Source organism: Flavobacterium zhoui (assembly GCF_042787235.1).
GTDB classification, from domain to species: domain Bacteria; phylum Bacteroidota; class Bacteroidia; order Flavobacteriales; family Flavobacteriaceae; genus Flavobacterium; species Flavobacterium zhoui.
This window is the reverse complement of the sequence record NZ_JBHZPY010000010.1, coordinates 104,965-125,662: the sequence shown is the minus strand read 5'-3', so window position 1 is coordinate 125,662 and position 20,698 is coordinate 104,965. Positions and strand designations below refer to the sequence as shown.

General features: G+C 32.1%; 15 protein-coding genes. All 15 read left to right on the top strand.

What is annotated here, in order from left to right:
- Positions 1-5 precede the first annotated feature (5 nt).
- The gene (locus ACFX5F_RS12140) at positions 6-2,381 is read left to right on the top strand and encodes a GumC family protein (RefSeq protein ID WP_379852298.1); all 2,376 of its coding nucleotides are present in this window, start codon (positions 6-8) and stop codon (positions 2,379-2,381) included.
- A gap of 1,057 nt (positions 2,382-3,438) precedes the next feature.
- Positions 3,439-5,865: an SLBB domain-containing protein gene (locus tag ACFX5F_RS12135; protein ID WP_379852297.1), complete on the top strand. Its 2,427-nt coding sequence runs from the start codon at positions 3,439-3,441 to the stop codon at positions 5,863-5,865.
- 533 nt (positions 5,866-6,398) lie between these two features.
- A complete protein-coding gene (locus ACFX5F_RS12130; protein ID WP_379852296.1) occupies positions 6,399-7,463 on the top strand; it encodes a Wzz/FepE/Etk N-terminal domain-containing protein in 1,065 nt (354 codons plus the stop codon).
- A 151-nt stretch (positions 7,464-7,614) separates the two neighbouring features.
- Positions 7,615-8,886 (top strand): protoporphyrinogen/coproporphyrinogen oxidase, encoded by a 1,272-nt coding sequence (locus ACFX5F_RS12125; protein WP_379852295.1) that lies wholly within the window; start codon positions 7,615-7,617, stop codon positions 8,884-8,886.
- A 191-nt stretch (positions 8,887-9,077) separates the two neighbouring features.
- On the top strand, positions 9,078-10,166 hold the full coding sequence (locus ACFX5F_RS12120) for a DegT/DnrJ/EryC1/StrS family aminotransferase (RefSeq protein WP_379852294.1): 1,089 nt from the start codon (positions 9,078-9,080) through the stop codon (positions 10,164-10,166).
- A gap of 2 nt (positions 10,167-10,168) precedes the next feature.
- On the top strand, positions 10,169-11,230 hold the full coding sequence (locus tag ACFX5F_RS12115) for a DegT/DnrJ/EryC1/StrS family aminotransferase (protein WP_379852293.1): 1,062 nt from the start codon (positions 10,169-10,171) through the stop codon (positions 11,228-11,230).
- A gap of 3 nt (positions 11,231-11,233) precedes the next feature.
- Positions 11,234-11,731, top strand: coding sequence for a GNAT family protein (locus ACFX5F_RS12110; RefSeq protein ID WP_379852292.1), 498 nt, complete (start codon positions 11,234-11,236; stop codon positions 11,729-11,731).
- A gap of 323 nt (positions 11,732-12,054) precedes the next feature.
- On the top strand, positions 12,055-13,512 hold the full coding sequence (locus ACFX5F_RS12105; protein WP_379852291.1) for a flippase: 1,458 nt from the start codon (positions 12,055-12,057) through the stop codon (positions 13,510-13,512).
- 18 nt (positions 13,513-13,530) lie between these two features.
- Positions 13,531-14,541 carry a hypothetical protein gene (locus ACFX5F_RS12100; protein ID WP_379852290.1) on the top strand — a complete coding sequence of 337 codons (1,011 nt, stop codon included), beginning with the start codon at positions 13,531-13,533 and terminating at the stop codon, positions 14,539-14,541.
- A gap of 155 nt (positions 14,542-14,696) precedes the next feature.
- On the top strand, positions 14,697-15,884 hold the full coding sequence (locus ACFX5F_RS12095) for a glycosyltransferase family 2 protein (RefSeq protein WP_379852289.1): 1,188 nt from the start codon (positions 14,697-14,699) through the stop codon (positions 15,882-15,884).
- Between the two features lie 6 nt (positions 15,885-15,890).
- Positions 15,891-17,270, top strand: a complete 1,380-nt coding sequence (locus ACFX5F_RS12090) for an O-antigen ligase family protein (RefSeq protein ID WP_379852288.1) — start codon at positions 15,891-15,893, stop codon at positions 17,268-17,270.
- Positions 17,263-18,354: a glycosyltransferase family 4 protein gene (locus ACFX5F_RS12085; protein ID WP_379852287.1), complete on the top strand. Its 1,092-nt coding sequence runs from the start codon at positions 17,263-17,265 to the stop codon at positions 18,352-18,354. Before ACFX5F_RS12090 ends, ACFX5F_RS12085 begins: the two co-directional genes overlap by 8 nt.
- A 37-nt stretch (positions 18,355-18,391) precedes the next feature.
- Positions 18,392-19,192, top strand: coding sequence for a glycosyltransferase (locus tag ACFX5F_RS12080; protein ID WP_379852286.1), 801 nt, complete (start codon positions 18,392-18,394; stop codon positions 19,190-19,192).
- Between the two features lies 1 nt (position 19,193).
- Positions 19,194-20,234, top strand: coding sequence for a polysaccharide biosynthesis protein (locus ACFX5F_RS12075; RefSeq protein WP_379852285.1), 1,041 nt, complete (start codon positions 19,194-19,196; stop codon positions 20,232-20,234).
- Positions 20,235-20,275: 41 nt separating this feature from the next.
- Complete coding sequence (locus tag ACFX5F_RS12070; protein WP_379852284.1) at positions 20,276-20,692, top strand: WxcM-like domain-containing protein; 417 nt, start codon at positions 20,276-20,278, stop codon at positions 20,690-20,692.
- Positions 20,693-20,698: the final 6 nt, after the last annotated feature.

Below are 20,698 nucleotides of genomic sequence, written 5' to 3'. Positions count from 1 at the left end.
TTGGCATGAAAAATAATAGGTTTGATGACGAATTACAGAAAGATTTTGAATTGAAAGCCTTTCTGGATAAATATTTAATTCATTGGAAATGGTTTTTACTGGGAGTTTGCGTGAGCTTGCTGGGTGCTTTTTTATATTTAAAGTACACTTTGCCACAATACCAAGCCACAACCACCATTTTAGTAAAGGATGAACAGAAGGGCGGAATGCTATCTGAATTGTCTGTTTTTGCTGATATGGGATTGGGAAAAGGGATGAAGAGTAATTTAGATAACGAAATTGAAATTTTGAAATCCAGGACTTTGGTAGAAAGTACCGTCAAGAAACTTAACCTTAATACTGCTTTAATAGTTAAAGGAAAAATTGTAGACAGAGAAATTTATCAGTACACTCCCATTGAAGTCTTTTTTGTCGACAAAATAAATCATTTTTACGAAAACTCTATTAACTTGAATTTTAATGAATTAGATTCAAATACTTTTCAATTGGAAGAGGAGGCAATTCATAGTCCTTCCAAGTTAATTTTAAGTGTTAAGAAAGATTTTCACTACGGCGAAGAAATACCTACGAAGTACGGGCGCCTTATTATTAATCAAGCCAAATTGAAAGAAAACCGTTTTAACGGGGGCAGATCCCTAACTATCTTAGTTCGTCCTCTTGATAATGTGGTTGCAAGTTTCAGGTCTCGTGTAAAAGTAGAGCCGGTAAGCAAATCGAGCAGTGTAGTCGCTATTTCGATTACTGATCCTTTAACGAATAAATCGGAAATATTTTTAGATAATCTAGTTCAGATTTATAATGAAAATGCAGCGTCCGATAAGAATTTCATATCTGAAAATACTTCAATATTTATTGCAAACCGATTAAAACTGATTACGCAAGAGTTGGATGGAGTGGAGCAGGATGTTGAAAGTTTTAAAAAGGCCAATAAAGTTACCGATATTGAATCAGAAGCTAAGCTTTTTATCGAAGGATCGAATGAATATGATAAAAAGAGTGTTGATGCTGAAATTCAAATGAACGTGATTTCTTCTATGTTGGATTTTATGAAAAAAAGCTCTAATGCGGATTTATTACCAACTAATATTATCGCAAGTGAAGGGGATGCATCAGGATTGATCAGTTCTTATAATCAATTAGTGTTGGACAGGAACCGTATTTTGAAATCGGCTACATTAGCTAACCCATCGGTCGTTAAAATGGATCAGCAAATTTCCTCGTTGAAAAATACAGTGATGTCCAGTTTGAAGCGAATGCAATCGAGTCTGACAATTCAAAAGCGGGATTTAAACAGAAATGAAGGAATACTGAATGCTAAAATTGGAAAAATTCCTGTGCAGGAGCGCCAGTTTAGGGTTATTGCCAGACAGCAGAAAGTAAAGGAAGAGCTCTATTTGTATTTACTGCAAAAAAGAGAGGAAACTGCAATTTCTTTGTCGGCTACCGAGCCTAATGCCAGAGTTATTGACTCGGCAAAAACAAATAAAAGCGCTATTTTTCCTAAAAGAAATACAATCTATCTGGTCTCATTATTAATGGGTTTTTTAATCCCCTTCGTTGTTATCTATACGGATGATTTACTAGATACAAAAATAAAAAGCCGATTGGATTTAGATGGAAAAACAAATATTCCATTTATAGGCGACGTACCTACTTCCGAAACTCCTTTCGAGATTATAAAATCAGAGAGTCGGTCAAGTTCCGCCGAGGCCTTACGTATCATACGAACGAACCTCGAGTTTATGCTTAGTAAGGTTGTTGAAGGTCAGGCAAAAACCATATTTTTAACATCGACTTTTCCAAAGGAAGGTAAAACTTTTGTGTCTGCTAATCTTGCTGCTACTTTTGCGCTATCCGGAAAGAAAGTTTTGTTGATCGGTATGGATATCAGGAATCCCCGATTAGACGAGTATTTAAGTTTGCCTGACCGAGGTTTAACCAATTACTTGTCATCGAAAGACGTGGTTTTAGAAGATTTAATTGTGAAATATGATGGATATGAAGATTTTCACATATTACCTGCGGGCGTAATCCCGCCTAATCCGGCTGAGCTATTAATGGGTAAAAAAGTAGATACTCTTTTTAGTCAATTAAAATCGCAGTATGATTATATCATTGTTGATACCGCTCCGGTAAACTTGGTAGCAGATACATTGCTGATTGCAAAAAATGCTGATTGCTTTATTTATGTTGTACGTGCCAACTTTTTGGAAAAAAGAATGCTTAACATTGCAAATATTCTTTTCAAAGAACAAAAAATGCCGAATATGTGCCTGCTTCTTAATGATACTGACTCGAAAAAAGGCTATGGTTATGGTTATGGCTATGGAGCAAAAGTTGTCAAAGAACCATGGTATAAAACAGTGTTTAAAATCAGTTAAGTGTAACTCATATAAAGTCATGTTTGGATTTCATTATTAACTAAGCCAAAAAATACAAACGGTTCTCGATACATTTTTTGTTGGGTTTCATTCCAAAAATAAAACAGTTCCATTGATGTTTTTTTGAAAGTAGAAAATTAGGACTTACTAATTTTCTTTTTTAGCTCACTTCATTTTATTGTAAGTGGTGTTTGCTTCGCCTGTTCGCTTCGCTCGGGTGTCTGAATCTTCGATTTGTCTTGATCAAAAAAGAAACAAAAAAATATTCATGGGTTGTTATTGTTTTTTGGTATTCCTGAATCTTCGATTTCAAGTCTTCACTCCCTCGGCGGTCAAATTAGTTTTCGAAGTAGCTTTGCTCTGTTCGCCTTCGGCTCGAGTCTAAAAGAAAAAAAATGTTCATGTACTCCTATTTATTTAATTTGTATTCACGAATCTTCGATTTCGCTATGCTCAAACAGTTTTTCTTTTTACGTATTCTTCAAACATTTGACGCTCGCCTGTGGAAGCTAAGGACAATTGAACGTCGTAAATAACAGTAAATGGATTTATCAATTGAATACAAAAAATAAAATGTCATTTTATATTGTTTTTTTTTGTAAAAATTAGGTCGAGAATTGACGGTTTGAATAATTGTACAAAAAACGGTATCACAAAGCTTGTACACAACTCCTTTTTGAAATAAAATAATTTTAAAAGTTTGCAGAATGTTTTTATTTTGTAAACTTTTTTCTATTTAATGCTGTTATTTCTTATAAAGTTCAAGTTTTTTTGTCATTTAAATGCAATTGTGATTACTTTCGCAACAGGAAAGTAAGTTAATTGTATAGTACACTGCTAGGAACCAAATAACTGACGTTTTTGTTTTATATTTCCTACTGAAACTATAGATTTTTCTATAATTTTACTCTAGCTTTGTACCAGTTTTTAAAAAACAGTGAGCCATTATGTGGCTTACTGCAGCGAAGCTATGCGGAGTTCATATTAGTGTGGTTTGTTTTAGAAAATTGAGTTATAAATAGCAAACGATACATAAATTGTAAATTTTAGATTAGACATGAGAAAAATACTTATTGCAGCGGTGTTTTTTATAGCACTTTTTCAATCCACCACAGTGCTAGCGCAAGATTTGTTGAAAAGTACCGATTTGAGCACACTGAAAGTAGATTATTTGTCGGATAGTGATATTGCAAAAATAAAAACGCAGTTGCAAACAAACAATGTAACAATTGAGCAAGCGGAACCGATGGCCTTGTCCAAAGGAATGCCAGCATCTGAATTTGCTAAGTTGAAATTGCGTTTGGGAGAAATAAAAAGTACTACTGCCATTGCTAAAAAGGATGATTCGAAAGGAGAAGAGGAATCGAATGAACTTACCCGAAAACAAGAAAAAATCGTCAATACGAAAGTAAAAGACTCGATTAATGCGCTGGTTTTTGGTTCGGAACTGTTTGATAATCCTACCTTAAATTTTGAACCCAATTTGAAATTAGCCACTCCGGTAAATTATGTGTTAGGGCCAGGTGATGAATTGCAAATTAGTGTTTATGGCGTGCAAGAATTTAATGCCTCTGTTCCGGTAACCATGGAGGGGAAGGTAAATATCCAGTATGTAGGCCAGATTCCCGTTTCAGGAATGACCATAGAAGCGGCAACCCAAAAAATAAAAGGGGCTATTGCTAGGGTGTATAGTACAGTGGGATCCGGGCAATCTCAAGTAGGGATTAGTTTGAGTCGGATCAGAACGATTCGCGTTACTATAATTGGCAGTAAACAACCGGGTAATTATTCGATATCCTCCTTAGCGACGGTTTATAATGCTTTATTTTTAGGCGGTGGACCCGCAAAGAACGGCAGCTATAGAAATATTGAATTGCTAAGGGATAATAAAGTATATCGCAATGTTGATATTTATCGTTTTTTGGTCAATGGTGACCAATCTGATAATGTAGGACTAAAGGATAATGACGTAATTCGAATTCCTGCCTACAATCAAAGGGTTACGGTAGAGGGACAAGTAAAGCGTCCCGGTATTTTTGAAATGAAAAAAGGGGAGACATTTGCAGATTTATTGTCTTTTGCTTCCGGTTTCAACGAATTTGCTTATACCGCTTCGGTAAATGTGTTGCAAAAAACAAATAAAGAGTTTAAAGTTCGCGATGTAAAATTCGCCGAATTTAATACTTATAAACCTTTGTCTGGAGATGTATTCAGAATAACTAAAATTTTAAACCGTTTTGAAAATCGTGTCAAAATTGACGGTGCCGTTTTCAGACCTGATACCTATTCTTTTTATGAAGGCATGCGCATCTCCGATTTGATTGCAAAAGCGGAGGGGTTAAAAGAAGATGCATATAGCAACAGAGCTCGAATCATTCGACTAAAATCAGACTTAACAACGGAGATTGTCAATGTGAATTTGGTTAAAGCTTTGGAGGGAGACCTTGAAGCAGATGTTGCTTTGAAAAAGGAAGATATAGTAACGGTATATTCTGTTTTAGATTTTGTTGAAGAATATAAGATTACAATCGATGGGGAGATAAAGAAGCCGGGTGTATATGCTTATTATGAAAATCTGACTCTTAATGATTTATTGGTTCAGGCAGGTGGATTAACGGGTTCGGCTTCCAAAAGAGTTGAGGTAGCGAGAATGATCAAGTCGGAAACAATTGATGATGCTAATCCTAGTAAAGCGGAATTGTTCAATATTGAAATTTCGGCAAATAACAATGAGCAATTAAAAAACTTTGCCTTACAGCCTTTTGATGTGGTGAATATTCGTAAAATGGCAGTTTATGAAAAGCCAGAGATGGTAACTATAAGCGGTGCTGTTAATTATGCCGGTAAATATGTTTTGGCATCGAAAAAAGACAGAGTCTATGATATTGTTGAAAGGGCAGGTGGTCTGACTTCATTAGCCAACATAGAGGGTGTTAAAATTAAGCGACCGATACAAGCCAAACAAATCGAAGCAGTTGAAAGTATAGATTTGAATTTGGGTAAAAAGGACAGTATTCAGAAAAAGTTGACTAAAAAATTAAAAGAAGATTTGAAATATGCCACGATACCTGTAGATTGGAAATCCATTGTTAAAAACCCGAAAAACAATACTAATGTGACGCTATTTCCCGGAGACGAAATTGAAGTGGCTGCATTTAACGAAGGTGTAAAAGTTACCGGTAATGTATTGTTGACTTCAGAAATTCCTTATGACAGAGGTAAAGGATTGGGGTATTACCTGAATGCTGTAGGTGGGGTAGATAATAAAGGCTGGAAAAAGAAATCGTATATCATTTATCCAAACGGGAAGGCAGCAGTAACTCATTCGTTTTTATTTATAAGAAACTATCCTAAAGTTACTCCTGGGTCTCAAATTATAGTGCCGGAAAAACCCGAAGTTAAAAAGATGAGTACTGGTGAATTTGTCAGTATAGCAGGAGTGTTGGCGAGTTTAGCGGAGGTTGTTATAGCGATATTGAGGTAGTGGTCAGTGGTCAGTGTTCAGTGTTCAGTGTTCAGTGTTCGGTGATCAGTGTTCGGTGATCAGTTTGCAGTGTTCAGTGTTCAGTGATCAGGTTACAGTGTTCAGTGTTCAGTGATCAGTGTTCAGTGGTCAGTGGTCAGTGTTCAGTGTTCAGTGTTCAGTGTTCGGTGATCAGTGTTCGGTGATCAGTGTTCAGTTTGCAGTGTTCAGTGATCAGTGTTCAGTGATCAGTGATCAGTGTTCAGTGATCAGTTTGCAGGTTACAGTGTTCAGTGTTCAGTTTGCAGGTTACAGTGATCAGTGTTCGGTGATCAGTTTGCAGGTTACAGTGTTCAGTGTTCGGTGATCAGTGTTCAGTGTTCAGTGATGAGTCTCAGATAGCAGATTTAATTTGTTTTAGCTCTACTCTTCCTTCGACCGGCTCAGGATGACATGGGAGGCAAATGAAAACAGCTAACAGGCTTTTGTCGACATTATTTAAAATATACATTTCAATACAATTAAACAAAATACAAGCGTAAAATCTTGATACAATGAATAAAGAAATACCTAACGACGAAATCTCTTTGAAAGAATTGCTTGACAAAGCCAGAGAATGGTTTTCCTATTTAGTTTCACAATGGAAAATCATTGTACTGGCAGGAATAATAGGAGCTGCTTTAGGGTTGGCTTATTCCTTTAGTAAGAAACCTATTTACACTGCTACTTTGTCTTTTGCTTTAGAAGATGAAAAATCTGGTGGAGGATTAGGAGGGGCTTTGGGTTTAGCGAGTCAGTTTGGACTGGATCTTGGTGGTGGCGGTGGGAGTATTTTTACCGGTTCTAATTTGACGGAGTTATTTAAGTCCCGTAGCATGGTCGAACAAACTTTATTAAGTCCTGTTGCTTCCAACGAGACAAGTATTTCATTGGCCGAAATGTATGTTCAAAATAACGGATGGAGGGACAAATGGAAAGATAATCCCAAATTAAAAGACATCCAGTTTTTGCCCAATACTAAACGTAAATACTTTACGAGAGTGCATGACAGTATTTTGGGTGTTATCTATGAGGATTTATCAAAAAATGGATTGTCCGTTGGACAAAAAGACAAGAAACTAGCTATAATAAGTATTGATGTGTCTTCCACCAATGAATTGTTTGCTAAATATTTTACTGAAGCACTTGTTAAACAAGTTTCAGATTTTTATGTTACTTCTAAAAGTAAAAAGGCACGTATGAATATGGATATTCTCGAACGACAAACTGATTCGATTCGCAGAGAACTCAATGGGGCGATTACTGGAGTCGCTGTTGCCAATGATAATACCTTTATGTTGAACCCTGCACTCAATGTGCGTAGAGCACCTTCAGCCAGAAGGCAGGTGGATGTACAGGCGAATACAGCGATACTAACGGAATTGGTCAAACAATCGGAGCTCGCTAAAGTTACATTACGTAAAGAAACTCCACTGATACAAGTGATTGATGAACCTATTTTACCTTTAAAAAAAGAGAAGTTTGGGAAAGTTAAAGGAATCGTAATAGGAGGTGTTGTGGCAGTTATTTTGATGATGTTATTTTTGATTTCAAGAAAATTGTTTAAATCATTTAGATAAAAAAGATTTTTATAGAATGTTGTAATTAATAGTTTGTATCTCTTTTTTAATGTTAAAAGTATACTGGCAAAAAAAAATATTTCATAAATCCCCCACTTTTTTAGCAGGTTACTTTTTAAGTAAAGTTTATAATATATTTAAAATTAAGTAAATGAAAAATGTAGTAGTTATAGGTTCAGGAATATCAGGGTTAAGTATATCTCGAATGCTAAAAGAAGTTTGCAAGATTGAAATATTAGAAAAGGATAAGTCTTTTGGAGGGTTGATAAAGTGTGAAAGGATTGGTGGTAATTTATTTCATCGTGTTGGAGGCCATGTGTTTAATAGTCGGAATCAAATTGTTTTAGATTGGTTTTGGAGTCATTTCGACAAAGAGAAAGAATTTATAAAAGCAAAAAGAAATGCCAAAATATTGATGAATAGTAATCTAATAGGATATCCTATTGAGAATTATATTTCCCAATTACCTGAACCACAATTAAAAGCTATTGTCAATGAATTATTGGATAAATTATCAAATGATAAGACTAATGTTGAGAACTATTCCAATTTTAAAGATTTTTTGATTGGCAATTTTGGAGAAGAACTATATAAAATTTATTTTGGGCCTTATAACACTAAGCTATGGAATACAGATCTTGCTAGTGTTCCTCTTGAATGGCTTGATGGAAAGTTGCCAATGCCTAAATTGAGGGAAGTTTTACTTAGTAATATTTTGAAAAGTGAAGAGTCTAATATGGTGCATTCAAGTTTTTATTATCCATGTAGAGACGGATCACAATTTATTGTAAATAGGCTCTCAGAAGATCTATCTATTAATTGTTCCTATAATGTTAAATCTATTGAAGTTATTTCAAGCAATCTTCTATCGATTAATGATGGGGATAAAATAGTTGATTCTATTGTATATTGCGGAGATGTGCGTCAATTGCATAAAATTATTAAAATTGATGATTCTGCTTTGAATCAAGCAATGACAAATGTTGCAAATTTGATTTCTAACGGAACTTCCAATGTTTTGTGTGAAACTGATGAAAATGATATTTCTTGGTTGTATTTACCGGAAGATAAATTTAAGGCACACCGAATTATCTATACGGGGAATTTTAGTGATACTAATAATGAAGGTACTAGCCGAAAAACTTGTGTAGTAGAGTTTTCGGGAAAGCAGGATCAATTAGATATGATTAATGAATTAAAATTATTGCCTGGTAATTTAGCACCACTTTCGTTTAATTATGAGGCAAATTCATATATTATTCAAAATCAAAATACCAGAAAAGATATTGCGATCTTAAAATCATTATTAAAATCGTATGGAATTTTCCTTTTAGGACGTTTTGCAGAATGGGAATATTATAATATGGATAAGTGTATAGAAGCAGCCATGGAATTAAAGGAAAGTAATTTCTTTAGCAAGTAGTTTTTGAATTATTTAAATGGTGTTTTCTTTGTTTAGAAAATAATGAAAACATCACAATTTTATGTACAAGATAATAGAATTTTACTTCGTTATAAAAAGTACTGATTCAGATTGTTTAATAGTAGATATTGAAAATAAATTTTGGTTTTATTTAGAATAGAAAATGTTTTCTCACAGTTAAAATTATTTATATGTTACCACTGATAAAAACAAGCATACCACCTCGCGAAACACTAATGCCAAGATTAGAAGAGGTTTTATATAGCGGCTACGTGGCTCAAGGGGATGTGGTTGAACAATTTGAAAGAAAATTTGAAGAATATATTGGAGGAGGGCATACGCTTTCGCTTAATTCAGGTACGGCGGCTTTGCATATAGCATTAATTTTAGCGGGTGTGAATGAGGGAGATGAGGTTATTAGTACTGCCTTAACAGCTGAGCCTACTAACGTTGCCATTAAAATGGTTGGTGCAAAAGTAAGGTGGGCAGATGTCGATTATAATACGGGAAACATTTCGGCAGATTCGATAGAAAAAGCAATTAATTCAAAAACAAAAGCCATTATCGTAGTTGATTATGCAGGTATTCCTGTAGATGTAAAAAGAATTCAAGAAATATCGCAAAAGTACAATATCCCAGTTATTGAAGATGCAGCTCATGCTCTTGGAGCAAAATATAACGAAATAAAAACAGGTAATCATTTTCCTTTTACAGTTTATTCTTTCCAAGCGATTAAACATTTAACGACAATTGATGGAGGAGCGTTGCAAATTGCAGATCGGGATTTATATGAAAAAGGTAAAGTTATAAGGTGGTTTGGCCTTGATAAGAAGTTAAGTCGTTTAGACAATGACATCACATATCAAGGATATAAATACCATATGAATAATGTGAATGCTACCATAGGACTAGTTCAATTAGAGAATATTGAAAATATTATTCAAAGATATATTGATAATGGAAGATACTTTGACGAAGAGTTGAAAAATATTAACGGAGTTGAATTAATTGAATATTATCCAAACACGAAACCTTCTTATTGGTTATATACTTTGAAGGTCGAAAACCGCGATGCATTTGTCAAAATGATGAGCGAAAACGGGGTTATTGCATCAGAGCTTCATAAAAGAAATGATTTGCATACGTATTTAAATGATTATCCAACAGAATTACCAAATTTAGACGCCTTTTATGGTAAAATGGTACATATACCTTGTGGATGGTGGGTCAGTGATGAAGATAGGGCGAAAATTGTAAAATTAATAAAAAGCGGCTGGTAGTTATGATTCCACTATACAAACCTTTTATGCCTGAAACACCACTTGTAAATGAAATTTTGCAAAGTGGTAGTTTAACCTATGGTAAATACGGCAGAGAATTTGAAAGCATGCTTACGGGTTATTTTAGTACAAACAATGTGATTGTTACTAATACATTTAACATGGCTATTTTGGTTGCGCTGACAACATTAGATATTAAATTTGGTGATACCGTGATTGTTTCTCCAATGGCTTGTCTGGCATCAACACAACCACTAGTATCAGTTGGTATAAAAATTCAATGGGCAGATGTTGATCCTCAAACAGGAACATTGTGTCCAGATAGTGTTAGAAATTTAATGCACCTAGGTCCCAAAGCGATTATTCATAATCATTACTGCGGACACCTGGGACATATAGATGCTATTAATAGTATTGGAAAAGAATTTGGAGTTCCCATAATTGATGATGGTATAGAGGCATTTGGGAGTGAGTATAGAGGATTAAAATTAGGTAATTTAGGATCAGATGTCACCGTTTTTTCATTTAATCCAGTAAGAATTCCTAACACCTTAGATGGTGGTGCAATTATTTTTAGGGATTCTGTTCTTTTTGAAAAAAGTAAGCTAATTAGAGATGCTGGAATCGATAGAAAATTGTTTAGGGATAGTATTGGTGAAATTAGTGCAGACTGCGATATAAAATTAGTTGCTCATAGTGCTACTCCAATGGAACTTAACACATATATAGGTACCCAACAAATGGATAATGTTGATCGTCTAATTGAAAAACAAAGAAAAAATGCAGTAATTTGGGATGAAAAGTTAAATAACAATGCAGATATAAATCCTATCATAACAGCAGATGTTTTTCCCAATTATTGGGTTTATGGAGCCCTTGCTAAAAACAAGGCGGAAACTATTAAACAATTTAGGGAGGCGGGGTTTTATGCTTCGGGAGTTCATATAAACAACAATATTTATTCAGTCTTTAATAGTAAAATTAATTTAAAAGGAGTAAATGAATTTATGAATCATTTTGTTGCATTGCCTTGTGGATGGTGGTTTGATAATAAATTAAAATAAAATATGGAATTTAAATTTCTCTTGCAATCTCAAATTACAGCGATTGAACTAGAAAGTATCGTAAGTTTGAAGAAACTTCATTGGGATTATTCTATCGAAGAACATATCAATTGGATTAAAGCTAATATTCAGGCGGATGATATTCACGTTTTAATGGTAGAAAATAATGAGCTAATTGGTTATTTAAACTTAATAAAAACCCAAGTAATAATAAATAGTAAGACACATCCTTTTCTAGGAATAGGTAATGTTTGTACTAGAAATAAGGGCAAAGGGTATGGAAAAGATTTATTAACCGCCATTAATAATTATTTAATTATTAATTCACTAAATGGGATTTTGCTTTGTAAAAATGATTTAATGGGATTCTATAGCAAAGTTAACTGGGTTTTGGTAGATGACTCAATTAGGGATCAAAATTCATATAAAAATATAAATTTTATGCTCTTTAATTATGAAGATGAAATAACAGACTTTAAATATAGTGGACGTAATTTTTAATGTTTATAATAGTTAAAAATTTAGGTTTGTAATCTATAAATAGATGAGAAGTTTTAATTAAATTTTGGTTCATTCACTCTTTATTAAAAATAAAACATTCTAAAGCCTTTATTTTATTAGTTGTTTAATCATTGAATTTAAAAAAATTGTTTTTGATAAGTGCAACAAATTAGCATTTGTTTGAATTAAGTATAGAATATTGTCTGTGTTTGATATGTTTGAAGAAAATAAGTTAGTTTAAAAAGCATTTAGTTTTTTTAACGTTTTTTACGAGCTATAAGTAATAGATTAATATCGAATTGTCGATAGTTATATATATATATATGTCAAAATTAAAAAAAAATGTTTTGTACAATGGGGTACTTACAGGCTCAAACCTGATACTTCCATTTATTATTTTCCCATATATTACAAGAGTATTAGAACCTGAAGGAATTGGTCAAATAAATTTTGCAAATTCTTTTATACAATATTTTGTCATCATATCTTCATTAGGAATTCCATTTTACGGGATAAGAGAAATTGCTAAAGTGAGAGACAATACTGCTCAACGAACAACAATTTTATTTGAGTTATTTTCAATAAAATTTATTTGCTCCTTGATAGCAATTGTGATCTACTTATTTCTGATTTTTTCTGTTGATAAGTTCAATGATTATTTGGCTTACTATCTATTAGGTTTAGGAACGATAGTTATAGGAATTTTTGACCTTAATTATTTTTTTTCAGCTCTCGAGGATTTCAAGTACATAACTTTACGATCTGTTTTTTTTCAAATAGTTTCTATAATAGCAACCTTTGTATTAATTAAAACAAAGGATGATTCTTTGATATATTTTTGTATTCCAATTATTATAAGCTTACTAAATACTTTAGTCAATACAAAGTATATTTTTAAGTTCATTGATTTTAGTGTTATCAAAAGTAAATTACAATTAAGGAGCCATATAAAGCCTCTCTTTTTATTGTTTTCAGTAATGGTCTTTACTAGTGTTTATAATCTACTAGATGTCACCTTGCTTGGTTTTTTATCTGGAAATTCATCTGTAGGTTATTATTCCGTGGCATCTAAAATAAATAAGATTCCATTGTCACTTATTATGGTATTAGTTCCTGTTATGTTACCCCGTATTGCTATGGAATTCAAGAAGGAGAATTATATAGAAATAAATCGATTAATTTCAAAAACAATTCAATTTGTCATTTTATTAGGCGTCCCCATTATGGTTGGGTTATTTGTAACCGCTCCCGAAATAATTAGTCTTTTTTCAGGTGCTGAATTCGCACCCTCAGTTGATACAATTCGTATAATGAGTCCAATAGTTCTTATAATAGGGATTACAACAAATTTCAGTACTCAGTTTTTGGTTCCACTAGGTAAAGATAGGCAGCTATTATATGCTGTAATATACGGCACTGTCACAAGTGTTGTCCTCAATTTTATTTTAATTCCTTTATTTCAACATAATGGAGCGGCTTTCTCAAATTTATTTGCTGAACTTGTCGTGTTATTTGCTTGCTATTATTATGTTAAGAAATATATGCAAATAAGTATTCCTTTTAAACAGATAATTATCAATACTATTCTTTGTTTGCCTTTTTTGGGTTTTGTATTAATTTCAAGGCAGCTTTTATCTTCTGCATTTCTTGTTTTGTTTTTTTCAGTTACGATTTCAATTGTATACTACCTAACAATTCAAATACTAATATTGAAAAATTCAATTATGGTCGAGCTAAAGAACACAACTCAAAATAAATTACAATCTATATTTAAGTTTTAGCCAAAATTTTATAATTTAATGAAAATCTCAAAAATTTATTCAACTCGTAATAGTAATAGCGAAGTATACTCACACCTAATTTACGAATGGGAAGATGATTATTCAAAATTTCTTAAAATCCCTATTTATTCCTTTAATTTTAAAAAAGATAAATTGCTTCGTTATTTTTTTAAAATATGTCAGAAGTTTAAGCTTGGAGGAATAATACAAAAAATTGATAGTTTAAGAAAACCGAAATCCTTTTCTCTTATTTTTGAACTATATCCTCGAAACTATTTTTCTTTTCAAGTGTTTTCAAATAAAGTGCCGCACATTATTGATTTTGATTATAATGTAGATTTAGAATCCTTTTACAAAATATATAAAAATTGTAAGTTAGTTTTAATATCTAGTTTAGAAGCATATAATTATTTAAAAACAAATAATTGTCCGCTAAATATCGCACACTTACCTTTAAGCCTTTCTAATAATCATAAGCTTAGCCTAAAATCAACTCAGGATAAGGAGATTGATTTAATTATAGTTCGTTCCAATAAAGTTTTTATGGAGTATCTGGATAAATTCTCTAAAGAAAATCCAAATTTTGAATATGTAGAACGTAGATGGGAAGGTAGTCAGTTATATAAAAATAATGTATATTATTCGAATAAGAGAGGTGTTTTGGGAGAATTTTCAGATAGAAATGCTTACCTTGATTTGCTTAAAACATCCAAAGTGGCTTTATATGCAACTCCTGGTTTTGATGATAGTTCACAAAGGTTTATGAACCACGTGACTCCTAGTTTGTTTGAGTTTATTTCAGCAGGTTGCCAAATTATTGCTCGATATCCAAAAAATTTCGAAACTGATTTCTTTAATTTGAATAAAATTTCACCAAGTGTAGCTTCATATGAGGAATTTAACAAATTACTTATTTGCTGCATAAGTAATGGTAATATAGATTATCTTAAGGAATCAGAATTATTTCTTGAAACAGTATATGCAAAGAGTCAAGTTGAAAAGTTGAAAGAGATATTAAATTCTAATTAAAAAGGATTGATTAATAAAATCATTGAATAATTCTTTGAAGCAAGTATTTCTATTTGTTCAGAACTCTATGATACAAATCATAATATCAGATTTCCCAAAAAATTGTAAATTATCTGTTTCCCACTTCCCAATTTTAAAAATATTATAATAATTAAATGAAACCACTTTTAAGCATAGTAATAGCAACAAAGAATCGAGTACCCTATTGTATTAATACAGTGGAATCTTTGTTGAAGTTAGAGGACGAAGATTTGCAGGTCATAGTTCAAGATAATACAGACACTCTCGAACTTAAAGAATATGTTTTAAATAATTTTTCAGATTCAAGGCTAATCTATAATTATACACCACCACCATTTTCATCTATTGATAATTTTAACGCTTGTGTTGGTTTCGCCACGGGTGAGTATTTATGTATGATAGGGGATGACGATGGTATAAATCCTGAATTTATAAAGATTGCCAGATACGCACAAAAGAACGGGATAGAATCACTAGGGTCTTCTCAAATAGCTGAATATTATTGGCCTAATGCCATTGAAAAATATAAAGAAGGAAATTTGTCAATTCCTGAATTCATCGGTACCTCATTAGTGTTTGATCCATCTAAGAGACTTATTCCTTTATTGATGACAGGAATTGTAAACTACATTCCATTTAACCTTCCAAGAGTTTATCATGGTTTAGTAAAGAGAAGTCTTTTGGAGCAAATTAAGGAAAATAACGGAAATTATTTTGATGGATTAAGCCCTGATATTTATTCGACTATTTCCTTAACTACGCTCGTTAAAAAGCATGTTTTAATTGATTATCCAATGACAATAGCTGGAACTTGCGCTAGTAGTACCTCGGCGGCAAGTGTAAACGGAGAGCATAATGGAAAACTAGAAGATGCTCCCCATTTTAGAAGTAGAAATAACTACTTATGGGATAGTATGATTCCAAAATATTATAGCATACAAACTATATGGGCAGAAACAGGAATTAAAGCACTAAAAAGTTCCGAAAAAAGTTATTTAATTAAATATTTTAATTTAGAATTTTTGGTAGCCCAGAGTATACTAATCAATCCCAATATTAAGAAGTTAATAATGGAACAATCTAAACTTGTTGTTAAATCTGAAAAAAAGTCTATTATCTTGTTTCACGCAAAAGTTGCTTTTTATTTAATGCTAGTTATTGTAAGACGAAGATTCAATAAGTTAGTATCTATTTTTCATAAAAAGAAAGAAAACAGGATACACTATGCGAATATTGAAAACATAGAAAAAGCTACAGACTTATTCAAGCAGTATATTATTAAAAGAGACTTCGATGTTTTGACATTGTTTGACAAGATTTAATGTAATATGTTTTTAATTTCCCTTCTTTTAGTAGCTGTAATTGCTGTAGGTTTATCTACTTATAGTAGATTATATGCTCTATTGTTTTTGATTCCTTTATCTATTTATTCACAGTCGTCTTTGGTGGTAAGCATCGGAGAGAGAGGTATTAATTTAGGGATGGATACTATTTACATTTTTATTTTTGTAATAGTGGAACTAGCTAAAGGAAAGAGAAATAAATTTAATATGAATCTTAATAAATCTAGTTTTGCTTTATTATTATGTTTTGTTTATTTCTTGTTGAATTCTTTTGTGAGTTCATTTGTTGGACCTGCTGGTTTTTCGTTGTCCGGTATTTTAGCTTGTGTTAGATTGATTCAATATGTTCCCGTTTTTATTTTATTGTGTAATATAGATATTGACCTTGCAAGTTCAATAAAAGCAATAAAAGTATTTATTATCACAGGATTATCGGCATCTTTTTTAGCCGTTTATCAATTGTTGAGCGGGAATTATTTTTATATGAAAGGGATGCCATCATTTACCATGCCTGTTTTTCGAGAGATTGATCAGGTAACTGAAGCAGGTAGTTATGCTGGCTCCGGAAATTATAATATTTACGCTGCGTTTTTATTAATTCCTGTTTTTTTAGCTATTTTATTATGGTATACCAAGAACGAAGTACTTGCTTATGACAAAAAAAAAATAGTAATATATCTGTGTATTTTAATTATAGGAATGTATATTTCGAGTTCCCGTTCTGCCGCATTAGCAATTATTGTAGGTTTAATTTCAATGAACTTTAGTTTTAAAAGAATACTTTCTTCCTTAAAAAAAATGTTAATTATAAGTGTTCTAACACTAGTTGTTGGATATTTATTCCGGGATTTTGCTTTAATAAAAAATTTTACAGATATTATTACACATTTTAATGAAGTACTTCCATATGCTATGGAAAATAGTGTTTGGAATTCAAAAATGGGATTTTCAGGTGACACCTTAGGTGCAGTAATTCGTATATATACTTTTACAGAAGCCATAAGAGTTTTTCTACTTTATCCTTTTTTTGGTTGTGGTTTTGATTTGTTTCTTACTCAAAGTACTCGTTATCCAGAAAATTTATTTTTGCAGATTTTAGCTGAAACTGGCATAATTGGATTTTTCCTGTTTATGAATTTTATTTATACTTTATATACGAGCACAGAAAAGTACACAATAAATAATTTATTCGATAAATACTTTGGATTGACTTTTCAGGCTATCATAATTGCTTTGTGTTTTGTAAATATGACAGGAGGAACATTATTTAGTCAAAAAGTTTGGGGCCCTTTTCTAATTATTGCAGGTTTTTTTTATGGATACAAGCGTAGCGCAACTTTGAAATATAATGAAATATATGAATAGCCATTTACAATTCAAAAAATTAAACGTTGTAATTCCTTTATTTGGAGTGTCGCGAGGAGGCGGGATTCGTGTTATAGCAGAATTAGCTAACGGATTAGCGCAACGAGGTCATAGTATAGTTCTAATTACACCCCCTATTATTTGTTTTCCATTTCCTTTAGACAAACAAGTAAAGTTAATTAGTAGAGATAAATATAAGAGCAAAAATAGGTTTTTAGGGAAGTTTAAAGATTATTTGTTTATTTATGAAAATGCAGGAATTTCAGGTGATATAGTTTTAAGTAACTATTACACTACATTTTTTCTGGGCTGGATGCTTAAATTTTTTAAGGGGAAGAAACATGTTTACTTTATACAAGGCTATGAACCTGACTTTTTTGATTTAAAACAAAGTTTTAGCAATAGAATTAAAAGTAATTTCGCAAAGCTTACTTATGTAATAAAGCCAGATTTAAGAATAACCATATCGCAGTTTATTAAAAATAAGATTGGGAAGAACGATTTAATAATCATTAATGACGGTATAGATCCCAAAATATTTAGAAAGAATATTGACAAGGAGAGAAGTTCCTCTGAAATGGTAATTTGCACTATTGCTCTTGATATAAAACGAAAGGGTTTTTACGATTTTATTAAAGCAATAGAGATTTTAAAGAATAAGAGAAATGATTTTGAAATATTGTTGTTTAGTAGTCAACATGATATTAAACTTGATTTATCTTTCCCGTATTCTATAATATTTCCTTCTAATGATCTGGAAATCGTTGAATGTTTGCAGAAATGCGATATTTTTGTTTCTGCTTCTCATTTGGAAGGTTTTGGTTTACCTGGTTTAGAAGCTATGGGATGTGGGGCAGCTTTAGTCACAAGTAATTCTGGCGGGGTAACGCAATACGCGGTAAATGAAGTTAATTCTTTGGTGTTTGACGTAGAAGATGTAGATGCATTAGTTGTTGCACTTGAAAGATTACTTGATAATCCTAGTTTATATGATAATATAGTTCAAGAAGGGATATTAACAGCTGAAAAGTTTACTTGGGAAAATATGTGTCAAAATTTCGAAAGGGAATTAAGTCAATTATAAAAAAGAGTTTTATAATTTCTAAGAAAACTATAACAAAATGGAAATAGCATTTATTTGTGTTAATTACAACAATTCAAAAATTACTTTAGAATACATTTTAAATGTAATAAGAATTAAGCAAAATCATAGGGTGAAAATTATTGTAGTTGATAATGCATCCGATATAAAGGACGTAAATCAATTAGAAACTGATATTGAAAATCTAAAAACTAATGCGGTTTTATTATTAAAGTCAGAACATAATTTGGGTTATTTCAAAGGTTTAAATCTAGGGATCAAATGTGCGTTAGAGAATGGTTATAATCAATTTCAAGTTATAGGAAATAACGACTTAGAATTTTACAACGATTTTTTAGATGTTCTTGAAAGAATTGAAATTAAGGATTATGAATTGATTTTGGCACCGGATGTTATTACAATTGAAGGAATTCATGAAAACCCTCATGTGATCAATAAAATGTCATTCTTAAGAAAATTAAAGAGTGAAATTTATTTCAGTAATTATTACCTAGCAAAACTTATAACACGATTTTATTCTTCAGAACGGAAACCAAAATCTTTTGATTCAGAACGGAAACATATTTATATGGGAATAGGAGCTCTATATGTGCTTACTCCTAATTTTTTTTTAAATTTCGATAAATTATGGGATGATGTTTTTCTATACGGTGAGGAAGCTATTTTAGCAGGGCAAATTTGTAGCGTTGCGGGAAAGATAGTGTATGAGCCAATGTTAAAATGTAATCATAATGAATCAGCAACTACTTCTAAAATGGAGACCAAATACAAATATAAAATAATACAAAGTTCATATAAAATTTACAAGAAATATTTATAAAATGACACAATCAATAACAGGAAAGATTCTTTTAATTACTGGTGGGACCGGTTCTTTTGGTAATGCAGTATTAAATCGTTTTCTAAATACAGATCACTTTAATGAAATTCGTATTTTTTCTCGTGACGAGAAAAAACAAGACGATATGCGTAATCAATTAAAAAATGATAAACTTAAGTTTTATATTGGTGATGTTAGAGACTATAGCAGTGTGGAGCGTGCCATGCGTGGAGTAGATTATGTATTTCATGCCGCTGCGTTAAAACAAGTGCCCTCTTGTGAGTTTTTTCCTTTGGAAGCAACAAAAACCAATGTTTTTGGAACTCAAAATGTAATTGATGCAGCAGGAGCAAATAAAGTTAAGAAAGTAATCTGTTTGAGTACTGACAAAGCCGCTTATCCCATTAATGCCATGGGAATTTCTAAAGCTTTGATGGAGAAAGTTGCTGTGGCAGCCTCAAGGAATTTAAGCGACACAACAGTTTGCTTAACTAGATATGGAAATGTAATGGCCTCGAGAGGTTCTGTTATTCCCTTATTTTTAAAACAAATTCAAGAGGGGAAAGCCATAACGATAACAGATCCTAAAATGACGCGTTTCTTAATGTCACTAGATGAAGCGGTAGAATTAGTTTTGTTTGCTTTTGAGCACGGTAATCCTGGCGATTTATTTGTAAACAAAGCGCCAGCTGGAACTATTGGTGATTTAGCGCAAGCTCTTAAGGAAATCTGTCATGCTAATAACGAAATCAAAATAATAGGAACGCGCCATGGCGAAAAGTTATACGAAACATTGTGTACTCGTGAGGAAATGGTAAAGGCGGAGGATATGGGAGATTTTTATCGTATCCCAGCTGATAATCGTGATTTAAATTATGCGCAATATTTCTCTGAAGGCGAACAAGATGTTTCAGAGATTGAAGATTATCATTCTCATAATACGGAGCAACAGGGGGTAGAAGGAATGAAAAAATTATTAGTTACGTTGCCGTTGATTCGAAAAGAAGTTTTCGGAGAAGACATCACTCAAATGCCTAGATGATAGTAGGAAGATAGAGATTTGTTTATTTTAATATGTAGAAAGTGGTCCCAGAAATAATAAGAGGAGGACGTCATACCGATTCAAGAGGAAGTTTGTTTTTTAATAATGATTTTGATTTTTCGGCAATCAAAAGGATTTATTTTGTAGAAAATATAGACGCCTCATTTATACGTGGGTGGCAAGGCCACCGTATAGAACAAAGATGGTTTTCGGTTTTACAAGGCAGTTTTAATATTGAATTGATAGCTATCGATAATTGGGAGAATCCTTCTGCAGATTTAAAATCAGTCGATTTTATTTTAAATGCGGAATCTCTTGATGTTCTCTGTGTCCCTTCAGGATATGTGAGTAGTATTCAAGCACTCGAAAAAGGAGCTAAATTATTGGTAATGTCTGATTATTTATTGGGGACAGTTAAAGATGAATATCGATTTGATATTGATTATTTTAAAGTATAATTAATT

Bases quoted from the DNA above. Each gene is read 5' to 3' on its own strand.
- ACFX5F_RS12080 (WP_379852286.1), top strand. From the start codon at position 18,392: ATGGAAATAGCATTTATTTGTGTTAATTACAACAATTCAAAAATTACT.
- ACFX5F_RS12095 (WP_379852289.1), top strand. From the start codon at position 14,697: ATGAAACCACTTTTAAGCATAGTAATAGCAACAAAGAATCGAGTACCC.
- ACFX5F_RS12075 (WP_379852285.1), top strand. From the start codon at position 19,194: ATGACACAATCAATAACAGGAAAGATTCTTTTAATTACTGGTGGGACC.
- ACFX5F_RS12125 (WP_379852295.1), top strand. From the start codon at position 7,615: ATGAAAAATGTAGTAGTTATAGGTTCAGGAATATCAGGGTTAAGTATA.
- ACFX5F_RS12135 (WP_379852297.1), top strand. From the start codon at position 3,439: ATGAGAAAAATACTTATTGCAGCGGTGTTTTTTATAGCACTTTTTCAA.
- ACFX5F_RS12105 (WP_379852291.1), top strand. From the start codon at position 12,055: ATGTCAAAATTAAAAAAAAATGTTTTGTACAATGGGGTACTTACAGGC.
- ACFX5F_RS12120 (WP_379852294.1), top strand. From the start codon at position 9,078: ATGTTACCACTGATAAAAACAAGCATACCACCTCGCGAAACACTAATG.
- ACFX5F_RS12085 (WP_379852287.1), top strand. From the start codon at position 17,263: ATGAATAGCCATTTACAATTCAAAAAATTAAACGTTGTAATTCCTTTA.
- ACFX5F_RS12140 (WP_379852298.1), top strand. From the start codon at position 6: ATGAAAAATAATAGGTTTGATGACGAATTACAGAAAGATTTTGAATTG.
- ACFX5F_RS12115 (WP_379852293.1), top strand. From the start codon at position 10,169: ATGATTCCACTATACAAACCTTTTATGCCTGAAACACCACTTGTAAAT.
- ACFX5F_RS12110 (WP_379852292.1), top strand. From the start codon at position 11,234: ATGGAATTTAAATTTCTCTTGCAATCTCAAATTACAGCGATTGAACTA.
- ACFX5F_RS12100 (WP_379852290.1), top strand. From the start codon at position 13,531: ATGAAAATCTCAAAAATTTATTCAACTCGTAATAGTAATAGCGAAGTA.
- ACFX5F_RS12090 (WP_379852288.1), top strand. From the start codon at position 15,891: ATGTTTTTAATTTCCCTTCTTTTAGTAGCTGTAATTGCTGTAGGTTTA.
- ACFX5F_RS12130 (WP_379852296.1), top strand. From the start codon at position 6,399: ATGAATAAAGAAATACCTAACGACGAAATCTCTTTGAAAGAATTGCTT.